This is a genomic window from Tabrizicola sp., assembly GCF_016792905.1.
Classification (GTDB): Bacteria; Pseudomonadota; Alphaproteobacteria; order Rhodobacterales; family Rhodobacteraceae; genus Tabrizicola.
Genome location: NZ_JAEULP010000038.1, coordinates 24,467 through 37,472, shown reverse-complemented (window position 1 = coordinate 37,472; position 13,006 = coordinate 24,467). Strand labels below are relative to the sequence as shown.

General features: G+C 66.6%; 14 protein-coding genes. 4 read left to right on the top strand and 10 right to left on the bottom strand.

Annotated elements, in window-relative coordinates:
* Window position 1: 1 nt before the first annotated feature.
* Entirely contained in the window at window positions 2-703 is a 702-nt protein-coding gene (locus tag JNL31_RS08895; protein ID WP_137111551.1) for a response regulator transcription factor, read from the bottom strand.
* Window positions 704-1,056: 353 nt separating this feature from the next.
* On the opposite strand from JNL31_RS08895, the gene JNL31_RS08890 reads away from it, so the two are divergent.
* The gene (locus JNL31_RS08890) at window positions 1,057-2,655 is read left to right on the top strand and encodes a phosphoenolpyruvate carboxykinase (RefSeq protein ID WP_294972453.1); all 1,599 of its coding nucleotides are present in this window, start codon (window positions 1,057-1,059) and stop codon (window positions 2,653-2,655) included.
* A 66-nt stretch (window positions 2,656-2,721) separates the two neighbouring features.
* Here JNL31_RS08890 and JNL31_RS08885 read toward each other — a convergent pair whose 3' ends face one another.
* Window positions 2,722-3,492: a sulfite exporter TauE/SafE family protein gene (locus tag JNL31_RS08885; protein ID WP_294972450.1), complete on the bottom strand. Its 771-nt coding sequence runs from the start codon at window positions 3,490-3,492 to the stop codon at window positions 2,722-2,724.
* A gap of 81 nt (window positions 3,493-3,573) precedes the next feature.
* On the opposite strand from JNL31_RS08885, the gene JNL31_RS08880 reads away from it, so the two are divergent.
* The 3 genes from JNL31_RS08880 to JNL31_RS08870 all read left to right on the top strand — a co-directional run bounded on the left by JNL31_RS08880 (window position 3,574) and on the right by JNL31_RS08870 (window position 6,936).
* The gene (locus tag JNL31_RS08880) at window positions 3,574-4,089 is read left to right on the top strand and encodes a DUF3859 domain-containing protein (RefSeq protein WP_294972449.1); all 516 of its coding nucleotides are present in this window, start codon (window positions 3,574-3,576) and stop codon (window positions 4,087-4,089) included.
* A 111-nt stretch (window positions 4,090-4,200) separates the two neighbouring features.
* Window positions 4,201-5,865: an acyl-CoA dehydrogenase family protein gene (locus JNL31_RS08875; RefSeq protein WP_294972447.1), complete on the top strand. Its 1,665-nt coding sequence runs from the start codon at window positions 4,201-4,203 to the stop codon at window positions 5,863-5,865.
* A gap of 60 nt (window positions 5,866-5,925) precedes the next feature.
* Window positions 5,926-6,936 (top strand): aldehyde reductase, encoded by a 1,011-nt coding sequence (locus JNL31_RS08870; protein WP_294972445.1) that lies wholly within the window; start codon window positions 5,926-5,928, stop codon window positions 6,934-6,936.
* Here JNL31_RS08870 and JNL31_RS08865 read toward each other — a convergent pair.
* From JNL31_RS08865 to JNL31_RS08830, 8 genes are all read right to left on the bottom strand, one after another.
* On the bottom strand, window positions 6,933-8,156 hold the full coding sequence (locus JNL31_RS08865) for an MFS transporter (protein WP_294972443.1): 1,224 nt from the start codon (window positions 8,154-8,156) through the stop codon (window positions 6,933-6,935). The two genes, JNL31_RS08870 and JNL31_RS08865, sit on opposite strands and share 4 nt — an antisense overlap.
* Before the next feature lie 53 nt (window positions 8,157-8,209).
* On the bottom strand, window positions 8,210-8,938 hold the full coding sequence (gene recO, locus JNL31_RS08860; RefSeq protein WP_294972440.1) for a DNA repair protein RecO: 729 nt from the start codon (window positions 8,936-8,938) through the stop codon (window positions 8,210-8,212).
* A gap of 97 nt (window positions 8,939-9,035) precedes the next feature.
* Window positions 9,036-9,371: a DUF1491 family protein gene (locus JNL31_RS08855; protein ID WP_294972438.1), complete on the bottom strand. Its 336-nt coding sequence runs from the start codon at window positions 9,369-9,371 to the stop codon at window positions 9,036-9,038.
* Between the two features lie 72 nt (window positions 9,372-9,443).
* Window positions 9,444-10,358: a GTPase Era gene (era, locus tag JNL31_RS08850; protein WP_294972437.1), complete on the bottom strand. Its 915-nt coding sequence runs from the start codon at window positions 10,356-10,358 to the stop codon at window positions 9,444-9,446.
* Complete coding sequence (rnc, locus tag JNL31_RS08845; RefSeq protein ID WP_294972435.1) at window positions 10,351-11,040, bottom strand: ribonuclease III; 690 nt, start codon at window positions 11,038-11,040, stop codon at window positions 10,351-10,353. Before rnc ends, era begins: the two co-directional genes overlap by 8 nt.
* Before the next feature lie 10 nt (window positions 11,041-11,050).
* On the bottom strand, window positions 11,051-11,854 hold the full coding sequence (gene lepB / locus JNL31_RS08840) for a signal peptidase I (protein ID WP_294972433.1): 804 nt from the start codon (window positions 11,852-11,854) through the stop codon (window positions 11,051-11,053).
* Window positions 11,855-11,908: 54 nt separating this feature from the next.
* Window positions 11,909-12,334, bottom strand: a complete 426-nt coding sequence (gene acpS / locus JNL31_RS08835; protein ID WP_294972430.1) for a holo-ACP synthase — start codon at window positions 12,332-12,334, stop codon at window positions 11,909-11,911.
* Between the two features lie 64 nt (window positions 12,335-12,398).
* Window positions 12,399-12,920 carry an HdeD family acid-resistance protein gene (locus tag JNL31_RS08830; RefSeq protein ID WP_294972427.1) on the bottom strand — a complete coding sequence of 174 codons (522 nt, stop codon included), beginning with the start codon at window positions 12,918-12,920 and terminating at the stop codon, window positions 12,399-12,401.
* Window positions 12,921-13,006 lie beyond the last annotated feature (86 nt).

Here is a 13,006-nt window from a genome sequence, read left to right as displayed (position 1 = left end):
GTCACTCTTCGTTGTAGCGATAGCCGATACCATACAACGTCTCGATGGCCGAAAATGTGTCATCGACCGACCGCATCTTCTTGCGCAGGCGTTTGATGTGGCTGTCGATGGTCCGGTCGTCGACATAGACCTGGTCGTCATAGGCCACGTCCATCAGTTGGTCCCTGCTCTTCACGAAGCCGGGCCGCTGGGCCAGGGCCTGCAACAGCAGGAATTCGGTCACGGTCAGCGCGACTTCCTTGCCCTTCCAGGTCACGGAATGGCGCAGCGGGTCCATCCGCAGGGCGCCGCGCTCCATCATCCGGGTTTCTTCGGTGGCCGCCGCCTCGCCGGTGTTGATCGCCTCCTGCCGACGCAGAAGCGCGCGGATGCGTTCGACCAGCAGGCGCTGGCTGAAAGGCTTCTTGACGTAGTCGTCCGCCCCCATCCGCAGGCCCAGCACCTCGTCGATCTCGTCGTCCTTCGAGGTCAGGAAGATCACCGGGATCGAGGTCTTCTGCCGCATGCGCTGCAACAGGTCCATGCCGTCCATCCGCGGCATCTTGATGTCGAGGACCGCCATGTCCGGCATCCGGCGGCTGAACGCCTCGAAGGCGGACTGGCCGTCGTTGTAGGTTTCGACCTCGAAGCCCTCGGCTTCAAGCGTCATGGCGACCGAGGTCAGGATATTCCTGTCATCGTCGACCAGCGCGATGCGGGACATCTGCGTGCCTCCCTAAGAACTGCTGCTGCCTTATTGTTTTGCGGTCATTTTCAGTCGTTGACCGCGCTTACGCAACAGAAATTCGAATCACCCCCGAAACAAGGAGCGGAAGGGTGGCAATTTCGCCAATCCGGCAAACAATCCGGACCACTTCCGGGCATTGCCGGTGGCTGGTGGCGCTAACGCCGGAATGATTGCGCTAACTGTTTGAAATCACGCTATTCCCGTGTAAAAATCCCATGCTATAGGCCCATTATGGCCGGCCCCCACAAGGGCTTGTCACGGCATTCATTGGCCCGGGTGCCGATCTTTTGGAACCGCCGCATCCCCATGTGGCAGCAGGAGCTTGCAGGATGATCCAAGGACGCGTGAACCCCAATCAGACGCTGGACAGCCAAGGCATCACGGGTGTGGCGGTCGCCCACTACAACTATGCCGAGTCCGCGCTGGTCGAGGCAGCGGTCCAGCGGGGCGAGGGTCGCCTGGGTCTGGGCGGCGCCTTCCTGTGCGAAACCGGCAAGTTCACCGGGCGCTCGCCCAAGGACAAGTTCGTGGTCCGCACTGTCGCTACGGAAGACACCGTCTGGTGGGACAACAACGCCCCGATGACCCCGGACGCCTATGCCAGGCTGAAAGCCGACATGCTGGAGCATGTGAAGGGCCGCGAGCTTTTCGTGCAGGACCTTTACGCCGGGGCCGACCCGATCCACCGGCTGGACGTGCGGGTGGTGACGGAACTCGCCTGGCACGGGCTTTTCATCCGCCACCTCCTGCGTCGTCCGGCGCGGGCCGAACTGGACAGCTTCACCCCGGAATGGACGGTGATCAACTGCCCGAGTTTCAAGGCCGACCCGGCCCGGCACGGTTGCCGGACGGACACGGCGATCGTCCTGAACTTCGACGAGAAGACCGTGCTGATCGCCAACACCGCCTATGCCGGGGAAAACAAGAAGGCCGTCTTTACCGTCCTCAACTACCTCCTGCCTGCCAAGGGCGTGATGGCGATGCACTGCTCGGCCAACCATGCCGTCGGCAACCCGGTCGACGCCGCCGTCTTCTTCGGGCTTTCGGGCACCGGCAAGACCACGCTCTCCGCCTCGCCCGACCGCACGCTGATCGGCGATGACGAACACGGCTGGTCCGACCGCGGCATCTTCAACTTCGAGGGCGGCTGCTACGCCAAGACCATCGACCTAAGCCCCGAGGCCGAGCCGGAAATCTACGCGACCACCCATCGCTTCGGCACCGTGGTCGAGAACATGGTCTACGACCCCGACACGCTGGAACTTGACTTTTCGAACCGGAGCCTCACCGAAAACACCCGCTGCGCCTATCCGCTCGAAGCCATTTCGAACGCCAGCGCCACTGGCCTCGGCGGCCATCCCCGCCATGTGGTGATGCTGACCTGCGATGCCTTCGGCGTGCTGCCCCCCATCGCACGCCTCTCGCCTGCGCAGGCGATGTACCACTTCCTGTCCGGCTTCACCTCGAAGGCGGCAGGCACCGAGCGCGGCGTCACCGAACCGCAGCCCACCTTCTCCACCTGCTTCGGCGCCCCCTTCATGCCGCGCCGCCCGGAGGTCTACGGCAAGCTTCTGCAAGCCAAGATCGCCAAGCACGGCGCGTCCTGCTGGCTGGTGAACACCGGCTGGACCGGCGGCGCCTATGGCACGGGGCGGCGGATGCCGATCAAGGCGACGCGCGCCCTGCTGGCGGCGGCGCTCGACGGTTCGCTCGGCACCGCAAAGTTCCGCAAGGACCCGAACTTCGGCTTCGAGGTCCCGGTGGAAGTCCCGGGCGTCGATGCCGCCCTCCTCGACCCGCGCTGCACCTGGGCCGATGCTGCGGGTTATGACGCGCAGGCGGCAAGGCTGGTCGGCATGTTCCAGAAGAACTTCGCCCAGTATGTGCCGTTCATCGACGCCGACGTGAAGGCGGCGGCCATCGGCTGACCTCGTCGCTCGACTACATCTCCTCGTCGGTGCGTCCGGCGAGGAAAGGAAGTCATTGAGGGGCGATCAGGTCAGCGCCAGCCGCACCATGTTAAGCCCCGTCACCACCAGAAGCCCCTGCGTCCAGCGGCGGAAGCGGGCCTGGTCCAGCCGGTCCTGCACCACATAGCCCGCGTATAGCCCCGCCAGCGCGGGCAGGCACAGCGCAGCGGAAAACCCCAGCGTCTGCGCATTCAGTAGCCCGGTGGTCAGGTGCGCCAGCAGAAGTGTCGCGGCGCCGATCAGGAACACCACCCCCTGCGCCCGGATCATCGTGAGCTTGTCCGCTCCGGTGGACAGCAGAAACACCAGAAGCGGCGGTCCCCAGATGCCGGACACCCCGCCATAGAGGCCCCCGATCACCCCCAGCCCCCATTCCGCCCGGTCGCGGTGGTCGAGGTGGATCGCCAGGCTTTTCCCCATCAGTTGCAGCCCGGCAAAGATCGTGATCGGCAGGCCCAGCATCAGCAGGTAGACCATGCGCGGGATCGCATCGGCGAAGGGGGCGGAAATCGCGATGCAGATGACCGTCGCAATCAGGAAGCGGCGATAGGTGACGGTGGTCTCGCGCGCCGGTCCGACCCCCTGCCGAAACGCCTGCGACAGGTTGGTGACAAGCGTCGGCAGGATCAGCCCGGCCAGCGCAAGGTGCTGCGGCAGGAAGATCGCGAAGGCCGAGACCAGGATCATCGGCATGGCAAAGCCCACCGCACCCTTCACGAAACCCGCGAACAGCGTCACCGCCAGCGCTGCTGCAAACGCCTGCCCCGAAAGCCCGCCAGAGACCAGATCGAACATGACTTGCCCTTTCCGAACCCTTGTGGCGCAATCCCTGTGCAAGTGGAAGCACGGACTGGCAGAAATCGAATGCGGCAGGTGATGCGCAGACTGGCCCTGATCTTCGCGCTGGCGGGTGGCCCGGCGCTGGCGGACCCTGCCCCGCCTGCCCCGGGCCCATTGGTCGCCACGCTGAAGGTCGGCGTCTTCTGCGCGTTGCAGGCGATGGACCAGCGCCCGGCGCCCGGCACCCGGTCGGGCTGGATCCATGTGCCCGATGGCATGATCGACTTTCACTGGCCCGACCGACAGGTCGTTCCCGCGGCCATCGGCCTTGCCTTCGGGGTCAAGTCGCAGATGCTGCCGGGGGTCTTCGCTGAAGGCGAGATGCGGGTCTACCGCCCCGGCTCCTCCACGCCGGAAACCTGGGAGTCGAGCTTCAGCGACACCGGCGAGCAGTTCGCCTTCTTCCGCTTCGACCGCGACGACGAGTTGATCCCCGGCCCCTGGCGCTTCGAGGCCTGGGAAGGCGAAACGCAGCTTTATGCTGCCGAGTTCGAGGTCGTCCCCGCCGCTGCCCTGCCCGAAATCGTGAACGCCTGCGGCGCGATCTCCTGAACCTATCGCGACACTTTAAGTCTAATCCGGCACCGTGATTGAAATCTTGTTGCGCTGCAACCGCGAAGGCGCTAGGTCTTCGCAGGTGCAGAATCTTGCCGGAGCAACCCCATGCCGCATGATGGACAGGTCATGACCGACACCCCGATCCTTCCTGATCTTCAGGCCCTGACCGCCGCCGCCCTGCCCGAGGTCGAGGCGCTGTTCGTGCAAGCCCGGGACGGGCTGAAGGCGCAGGTCTCGACCGGCGGCAAGGTGTCGAACCAGGGACTTGAGGCACGGCAGTTCCAGGCGCATTCCCTGTCCTGGCTCGCCACCTATGTCGAGGCGCTGCGCCAGCTGAACGCCTGGGCCGGGCGGCTGGCGCAGGCTGGGCAGTTCGGCCAGATGGAAGCCCTGATACTGCAGATCGGGTTCGGCGAATACCTGAACCAGATCGCGGGCGGCATCCCGATGAGCCAGACCGAGTTCGCGCGGCTGTGGGACCTTGGCCTTGGCTGGACCCCCGGCGAGGCTGCGGCACGGCTGATGGCAGCGGGCAACACCCCCACCGCGCGTTCGGCGCTGGTTGCGCTCATGCGCGACAACCATGGGCGGGCGACCTTTGGCGCCACCGGCCTCGACGAAGAGCTGGAGATGATCCGCGACCAGTTCCGCCGCTATGCCGATGAAAAGGTCATCCCCCAGGCGCATGACTGGCACCTGAAGGACGAACTGATCCCGATGGAGGTGATCACCGAACTTGCCGAAATGGGCGTCTTCGGCCTGACCATTCCCGAGGCATACGGCGGGTTCGGCCTGTCGAAAGCCTCGATGGTGGTGGTCAGCGAGGAACTGTCGCGCGGCTACATCGGCGTCGGTTCGCTCGGCACCCGCTCCGAGATCGCCGCGGAACTGATCCTCTGCGGCGGCACCGACGAGCAGAAGGCAAAGTGGCTGCCCGGCCTCGCGAGCGGAGCGATCCTGCCGACTGCCGTCTTCACCGAACCGAACACCGGTTCCGACCTCGGCTCGCTCCGCACCCGCGCGCGCAGGCAGGGCGAGGACTGGGTGATCACCGGTAACAAGACCTGGATCACCCATGCCGCGCGGACACATGTGATGACGGTTCTGGCGCGGTCGGTCGAGGGCACCGGCGACTATCGCGGCCTTTCCATGTTCCTGGCCGAAAAGACCCCCGGCACGGATGAGACCCCCTTCGTCGACCAAGGGCTGTCGGGCGGCGAGATCGAGGTCCTCGGCTATCGCGGCATGAAGGAATACACCGTCAACTTCGACGATTTCGCCGTGAAGGGCGAAAACCTCCTCGGCGGGGTGGAGGGACAGGGCTTCAAGCAGCTGATGCAGACCTTCGAAAGCGCGCGCATCCAGACCGGCGCCCGTGCCATCGGCGTGGCGCAATCGGCTCTGGAAACCGGCATGCAATACGCGCTTGACCGCAAGCAGTTCGGCAAGCCTCTGGTCGACTTCCCCCGCATCGAGGGCAAGCTTGCCATGATGGCGGTCGAGATCATGATCGCCCGCCAGCTGACCTATTTCTCCGCCTGGCAGAAGGATCACGACAAGCGCTGCGACCTTGAGGCAGGGATGGCCAAGCTCCTCGGCGCCCGCGTCGCCTGGGCAAGCGCCGACAACGCCCTGCAAATCCACGGCGGCAACGGCTTCGCGCTGGAATACCGGATCAGCCGCATCCTCTGCGATGCGCGCATCCTGAACATCTTCGAGGGCGCCGCCGAAATCCAGGCACAGGTGATCGCCCGCCGCCTCTTGGAGTGACCGCTTGATTTGCGCCCCCATGCCCCTAATGCTTGGACAAAAGCATTTCAGGGGGCGGGCATGGAATTGGTGCTGCTGACCGGCGTTTCCGGGTTCATCGCGAAGCATGTCGCCCTGAAACTTCTGAACGCAGGCTACACGGTACGCGGCACGCTGCGCCGAATGGACCGGTCCGATGAGGTCCGTGCCGCCCTTGCCCCCTACCTGACCGAGCACGCAGGCGAACTGACCTTCGTCCAGGCCGACCTCGAATCCGACGCGGGCTGGGCCGATGCCTTGCAGGGCATCACCGCGCTGGTCCACACCGCCTCGCCCTTCCCCGGCGCCCAGCCGAAGGATGCGGCCACCGTGATCCGCCCGGCGGTCGAGGGCACCGAGCGCGTGCTGAAGGCTGCCGCCGTCGCCGGGGTGACGCGGGTGGTCCTCACTTCCTCCACCGTCGCCGTCCTGAACGAGGCAAAGCCCGACACCCTGCAGGACGAGGCCGACTGGTGCGACATCCACCTGCCCACCACCACTCCCTACGCCAAGTCGAAGACCCTGGCCGAACGCGCCGCCTGGGAGATCGCCAAGGCGCGCGGCCTGCGGCTGACCACGATCAACCCCGGCCTCGTCTTCGGTCCGCCGCTCGACGAGCACTACGGCACCTCGCTGGCGCTGGTCGAACGCATCCTCAAGGGCCGCGACCCGATGCTGCCACCGACCGGCCTTCCGGTGGTCGATGTCCGCGACGTGGCCGAGATGCACCTGCGCGCGCTGCAAAGGCCCGAGACCGAAGGGCGCCGCTACATCGCTGCGTCAGGGTCGATGGCGATGGTCGACATGGGCCGCACCCTGAAAGCCGCCTATCCGACCCGCCGCATCGCCACGCATGAGGCGCCGAAGATCCTCGTGCGCGCGATCGCGCTCTTCGATCCGGCGGTCAGGACCCTTCTGCCCAAGCTCGGCCATCTGGAACGCGTCTCGAACGCCCGCGCGGTCAAGGAGATGGGGATGGAGTTCATCGCCCCCAAGGCCGCGCTCCTCGCCTCGGCCGACTGGCTGGTCAAGCACGGCAGGATCTGGGCCTAGGCGGGGACCCCGCCACGCGACGGGCGTTGGGCGCCCAGCCGCGGATGCAGTTGCCCCGCCACGGCCCAGGCCGCCAGCAACCCGATCCCGGCCGCGACGAAAATGCCGGGCAGCGGCGCGAAGAACAGCACCAGCCAGGCCGCGCCCGGCGTCAGGATGCCCGAGACGTCACGGAAGCTGGAATAGACCGCCGACATCTCGGTCCGCTCCGACGGCTTGACCGACATCAGGAAGGGCAGGCCGCCAACCACGTCCAGCGTGACCAGGAAGATCGAGGCCGCCATGCACATCGCCACGGTGGCCCAGGGCAGCACAGACAAGAGCCCGGCCGCCACGAAGCACAGCCCGCAAATGCCAAACGCCGCGCGCACCGACCGGCGCACCGACAACCTGCGCGCCAGGCGGTTCAGCGCGGGCGCGGCAAAGAGAAGCGCGTTCGAAATGGACAAGGCAATGCCGCCAACCTTGTCGCCCAGGCCCGCTTCGATGCAGAAGATCGGCAGGTAGACGACATAGACCCACCAGCCGCAGGACCGCATCACCGCGAACATCCAGCCCGCGATCAGCCGGGGCTGGCGGAAGAAGCGGCCCAGATAGCCCAGCGGGTTGACGGCCGGGCGCTTCGCCCGCTGGATCTGCTTGCCATTCCCCAGCCGCAGGATCCAGAACGCCGTCAGCAGCGTCAGCGCAAAGGCCCCGGCCAGAAGGAACGGCGCCGGCGCCCAGTGGTCGTGCAGCCAGACCCCGGTCAACGGTCCGACGGCCCAGGGGGTGGCGGCATAGACCATCTGCGTCGACTGGCTCCGCCCCAGGTTCGCGCGGTCGACATAGTCCAGCACATAGGCGTTGAAGCAGACGAAGGTCGTGGCCGTCGCCATCGCGTTGCAGACCAGCGCCAGCGGCACCGACCAGGCGGTTCCCAGGATGGCCAGCGCCATGCCCAGGACATAGAGCAGGCAGCCGCCGGTATAGGCCCAGCGGCGCGGAACGAACCGCGTGGCCCAGGGCACCATCAGCCCCCAGGACAGCGCGACGATCCCGGCCATGAAATAGACCAGCGAGGTGCCCTGCGCCGTGCCAAGTGCCGCATAGACCGCCAGCGGCATCGCCGAGATCAGCGTGCCGCGCACGGCGGCCTCCAGTCCGGCGAGAAGGGCGAAATGCTCGATGCGCGGGGTCGGACTGTGCCGCAGCGCCAGCGGGATGTAACGGTTGACCATGCCGCCACTTGGACGGCGGCCCCCAGGTTCCGTCTGTCACAGAGGCGACATCATCAGTCGTTTCGGGTCGGTCGCCCCAGGAGGTCGACCAGTCGTGACCGCGCCTCGGGCAGGGGCCGGTCGTGCAGCACCGGACGCAAGCCCCGATCCAGGAAGAAGCCGGCCAGCCGCAGCCCCGACAGGACGGCCTCGGGCGGAAGCGGCCCTTCGCTGTCCAGCCCCTCGGGCAGGGGCAGCAGCCGGTCTGCCCAGTCCCCGGCCGCCTGCGCTGTCACCGCGCGGCCCGATTTCGGGCTGACATAGGCCAGTCCCTCGGTCGCCCCGGTGACGGCGCAGGCGCTCAGGTCCAGCCCGAAGCCGATCTCCTCCAGCAGGCATAGCTCCCAGCGGAGGTAGGTCGCAGGCCAGCCCTCCTGCCCCAGCGCGTCCATGAGGGCCAGCGTCCGCAGCCACAGGGCCGGATGCGGCTCGCGTTCCGGCAGGGCCGCGTGCAAGAGCGCGCAGGCCGACATCAGCCCCGCCAGCGCCAGCCGGTCCGACAGGAGGTGCGCCCGGGATGTCCGCGGCTCGACCGTGAAGCTGCCGATATGGTCGTCGAGCCGCGCGCGCCACTCCAGCGCCACGCCCGTGCCGGGCTGCAAGGTCGCCGCCAGCTTCCGCGACGCCCCGCCCCGCACCACGCCCGCGTGTCGGCCATGCGCCGCCGTCATCACCTCGATGATCGCCGAGGTCTCGCCATGCGGGCGCATGGACAACAGGATACCTTCGTCGCGCCAGTCCATCGGCGGACTATCCGATGCGCGCCTGCCGGGTGCAAGGGATAGGCAAGGCACCTCCCCTCCCCCTCGTGGGGCGGGGCTTGGGGTGGGGGCTCACGCCTCAGTCCCGCAGACCCTCCTCGTCCAGAAGCGTCCGCCCCTGCCGGTCCTCCAGTTCGATCACCCAGAGGTCCGGGTCTCGACTGCGGGTCCGGGCCAGAAGCACATCGACCTCCGCCTCCGGCCCCTCGGCCAGCAAGATCCAGGCCCGGGCCCCGGTCATCAGGTCCGACCGCCGCTCCCAGGCCCGCGCGGTGCCGTCCAGCAGCGCCACCTTCACCACGACCGCCCCCGCCTCGGCGTCGCCCTTCGCGGTGACATAGGCCGGGATGTCGGCCAGCCGCAGCCGGGTCAGATAGGCCGAAACCCAGACCCCGCTTGCCAGCCGAGGGCTCATGTCCGTACCTGTCCGCAAGGGCCAAATTCCTTCGAAGGAATTTGCAAAAGTCTTCGAAGACCTTTGGCCCCCTCAGGCATCGCCGTCCTTGAAATCCAGCCCCATCTCGGAATAGCGCTCGGCCTCTTCCAGCCAGTTCGGCCTGACCTTCACCTGCAGGAAAAGGTGCACCGTGCGCCCCAGGAACTCGGAGATATCTGCCCGCGCCGCCTGGCCGATGGCCTTGATCGTCTCGCCTCGGTTGCCAAGGACGATCCCCTTGTGCCCGTCCCGTGCGACATAGACGATCTGGTCGATCCGGGTGGTGCCGTCGGACTTGTCCTCCCATTTCTCGGTCTCGACCGTCAGCTGGTAGGGCAGTTCCTCATGCAGGCGCAGGGTCAGCTTCTCGCGCGTCATTTCCGCCGCGATCATCCGCATCGGCAGGTCCGCGATCTGGTCCTCGGGGTAGAACCACGGCCCCTCGGGCAGCTCGGCGGCAAGCCATTCCCGCAGGTCCGCCACGCCATAGCCCTTGTCGGCGCTGATCATGAAGGTCTTCGCGAACGGAAAGGCCGCGTTCGCCTCTTCCGCCAGCGCCAGCAGCGTCTCGGCCTTCACCCGGTCGATCTTGTTGATGGCAAGGGCCACCGGCTGGCCCTTCGGCATCTCGTCCTTCAGCCGGTCGATGATTGCCAGCGCCCCCTCGGTCAGCCCGCGCTGCGCCTCGATCAGAAGGACGATGATGTCCGCATCCGATGCCCCGCCCCAGGCCGCCTTGACCATGCTGCGGTCCAGCCGCCGCCGGGGCCGGAAGATGCCCGGCGTGTCGACAAAGACGATCTGCGCCTGCCCCTCCATGCAGACCCCCCGGATCCGCGTCCGCGTCGTCTGCACCTTGTGGGTGACGATGGAAACCTTCGCCCCCACCATCCGGTTCAGCAGCGTCGACTTGCCGGCATTCGGCTCACCGATCAGGGCAACAAATCCGGCGCGCGTGTCAGTCATTCCCCGCCTCCATCCGTTCCAGAAGCATACGCGCCGCCGCCTGTTCCGCCACCCGTTTCGACCCTGCCGAAGCCTCGGCCGCCGCGCCGGTTGCCAGCGTGACCCGCACGGTGAAGACCGGCGCGTGATCGGGGCCCGACCGGCCCGCCTCCTCATAGCCCGGCGGCGGCATCCCCCTCGCCTGCGCCCATTCCTGAAGCGAGGTCTTGGCATCCCGCGCGTCCGGCTCCACCGTCGCGATCCGCCCGGCCCAGAGCCGCAGGACCAGCGCCCGTGCCGCCTCGAAACCCGCGTCCTGATGGACGGCGGCGATCACCGCCTCCATCGCGTCGCCCAGGAGCGCCTCTTTCCGCCGCCCGCCGGTCAGCATCTCGCTGCGGCCAAGCTTCAGCACCTCGCCCAGACCCACCTCGCGCGCCACGTCGGCGCAGGTTTCCTTGCGCACCAGCGCGTTGAAGCGGGGGGCCAGTTGCCCCTCGCTTGCCCCCGCATCCGCAGCCAGCAAGGCCTCGGCCATGACAAGCCCCAGCACCCGGTCGCCCAGGAACTCCAGCCGCTGGTTGTCGGGCCGCGTCACTGTTCCGATCGAGGCATGCGTCACCGCGCGCACCAGCAGCTCGGGCTTGCGGAACTGGTGTCCCAGCCGGCCCTGAAAGGCCAGGAGGTCCGCCGAAAGCCTCACTCTATCGCACTCACTCGATGGCCTTGAAGAAGCGGTCCGCCCGCCAGGTCCAGAAGTAGAACAGGCTGCGGCCCGCCGAGGAGAAGATGATCCGGTCGGCCCGGCCGATCAGGTATTCCGCGGGCAGGTAGCCCACCCCGCCCACCGATTGCGGGAACCGGCTGTCGGTCGAGTTGTCGCGGTTGTCGCCCATCACGAAGTAATGGCCCTCCGGCACGGTGAAGACATCGGTCGTGTCCCCCGGACCCGCCGCGTCGATGTTCAGCACATGGTGCTTGCGGCCCTCGGGCAGCGTCTCGATGAAGCGGCTTTTCGTGCAGATGCCGCCATCGCCCACCGCGCCATTCTCGCAGCGCGGGCGGTTCCGCATCGGGCCCTGCGGTTCGTAGACCTCTTCGAAGACCCCATCGGCAACCTGCGGCGCCTCGACGCCATTGATGTAGAGAATGCCTTCCTTCATCTGGATCTTGTCACCGGGCAGGCCGATCAGCCGCTTGATGTAGTCCGTCCCCGCGGTCGGATGCCGGAACACCACGACGTCCCCCCGCTCCGGCTCGGACCCCAGGAAACGGTCCTTGAACGGGCAGAGGCTGATCGTGGTGAAGGGGATCTCGCAGGAATAGCGCGAATAGCCGTAGGCCATCTTGTTGACGAACAGGAAGTCGCCGATCAGGAGCGTGTCCTTCATCGATTCCGAGGGGATCCAGAACGGCTGGAAGAAGACCGAGCGGAAGCCGATCGCGATCACCAGCGCCCAGAAGACCGTCTTGATCGTCTCGACGATGCCGCCATCGCCCTTGTCACTGCTTGCCATGCTGGTCCTGCCTCGTGCGGTTTTGCCGCTACATGCGCGCGGGGGTGGGGGGAGTCAAGCGTGGGGCGGCGCGCCGGGCGCCAGCGGGCGGGCCTCGATCACCACGAAGGCCTGTGCCCAGGGATGGTCGTCGGTCAGCGTGACATGGATCACCGCCTCGTGCCCCGCAGGCGTCATCGCGCGCAGTCGTTCCGCCGCCCAGCCTGTCACATGCATCACCGGCTGGCCCGACCGCAGGTTCGTGACCGCCATGTCCTTCCAGCTGATCCCCATCCGCAGGCCGGTGCCCAGCGCCTTGGAGCAAGCCTCCTTCGCCGCCCAGCGCTTGGCATAGGTCGCCGCAACCGCCCGCGCCCGGCTTTCGGCCTTGCGCTGTTCGATTTCGGTGTAGACGCGGTTCTTGAACCGCTCGCCGTGGCGCGCAAGCGTCGCCTCGATCCGCTCGATGTTGCACAGGTCGCTGCCGATGCCCAGGATCATTTCGCCGTCTCCCGGACAAGGCCGGGCCGCTGCGCGCGGCCCGGTTTCGGAGTAGGGAGCGGGCTCAGGCCCTTTCGATCTTCCGGGCGGCCAACGCCAGACCCAACATGGATGCCCCGTCCGAGATAAGCTGAAGTCCCAGCAGAAGCCCCAGCGTTGTCAGCGCCGCCTCGGCGAAGTTGGCGAAAATCAGGACGCCCAGCCCCAGCGACAGGACGCCAGACAGAAGCACCATCCATTTCCAGTTGCCGGAATCCATGGACAGCGACGCAATGATCTTGAAGACACCCGACACCACGAACAGGATCGCCAGAAGATAGGTCAGGCTGATCATGCCGGCCAGCGGATTTGCCAGGAGACTGATCCCGGCCAGGATGGCCAGCACCGCCAGCAGCAACGACCATAGCCGGTGGCTCCAGTCGGTTTCCTGGAAGACGGCGACGATCTGGAGGATGCCGATCAGCAGGAAAAGCCAGCCGGTCAAGAGCGTCACTGCAATCGATCCAGCTACAGGATTCAGAATTGCGAAGAACCCTGCGACCACCGTGATGATGCCGAGAATGATAAGCAAGCTTCTGTTTTTCATCTGAAACTCCACCAAACGGGAGGGATGTTCCCGTAAGGGAAAGTCCTACATGCCGTTTCGGAGGCGTCAACAATGTTGTGGTCCGA

What these genes read in the sequence shown, in the direction of transcription:
- JNL31_RS08875 (WP_294972447.1), top strand. Translation starts at nt 4,201, where the DNA reads ATGCCGCATGATGGACAGGTCATGACCGACACCCCGATCCTTCCTGAT.
- JNL31_RS08890 (WP_294972453.1), top strand. Translation starts at nt 1,057, where the DNA reads ATGATCCAAGGACGCGTGAACCCCAATCAGACGCTGGACAGCCAAGGC.
- JNL31_RS08885 (WP_294972450.1), bottom strand. Translation starts at nt 3,492, where the DNA reads ATGTTCGATCTGGTCTCTGGCGGGCTTTCGGGGCAGGCGTTTGCAGCA.
- lepB (WP_294972433.1), bottom strand. Translation starts at nt 11,854, where the DNA reads ATGGCAAGCAGTGACAAGGGCGATGGCGGCATCGTCGAGACGATCAAG.
- JNL31_RS08830 (WP_294972427.1), bottom strand. Translation starts at nt 12,920, where the DNA reads ATGAAAAACAGAAGCTTGCTTATCATTCTCGGCATCATCACGGTGGTC.
- JNL31_RS08855 (WP_294972438.1), bottom strand. Translation starts at nt 9,371, where the DNA reads ATGAGCCCTCGGCTGGCAAGCGGGGTCTGGGTTTCGGCCTATCTGACC.
- recO (WP_294972440.1), bottom strand. Translation starts at nt 8,938, where the DNA reads ATGGACTGGCGCGACGAAGGTATCCTGTTGTCCATGCGCCCGCATGGC.
- JNL31_RS08870 (WP_294972445.1), top strand. Translation starts at nt 5,926, where the DNA reads ATGGAATTGGTGCTGCTGACCGGCGTTTCCGGGTTCATCGCGAAGCAT.
- JNL31_RS08865 (WP_294972443.1), bottom strand. Translation starts at nt 8,156, where the DNA reads ATGGTCAACCGTTACATCCCGCTGGCGCTGCGGCACAGTCCGACCCCG.
- acpS (WP_294972430.1), bottom strand. Translation starts at nt 12,334, where the DNA reads ATGATCCTGGGCATCGGCAGCGACCTGTGCAACATCGAGCGGATCGAG.
- JNL31_RS08880 (WP_294972449.1), top strand. Translation starts at nt 3,574, where the DNA reads ATGCGCAGACTGGCCCTGATCTTCGCGCTGGCGGGTGGCCCGGCGCTG.
- era (WP_294972437.1), bottom strand. Translation starts at nt 10,358, where the DNA reads ATGACTGACACGCGCGCCGGATTTGTTGCCCTGATCGGTGAGCCGAAT.
- JNL31_RS08895 (WP_137111551.1), bottom strand. Translation starts at nt 703, where the DNA reads ATGTCCCGCATCGCGCTGGTCGACGATGACAGGAATATCCTGACCTCG.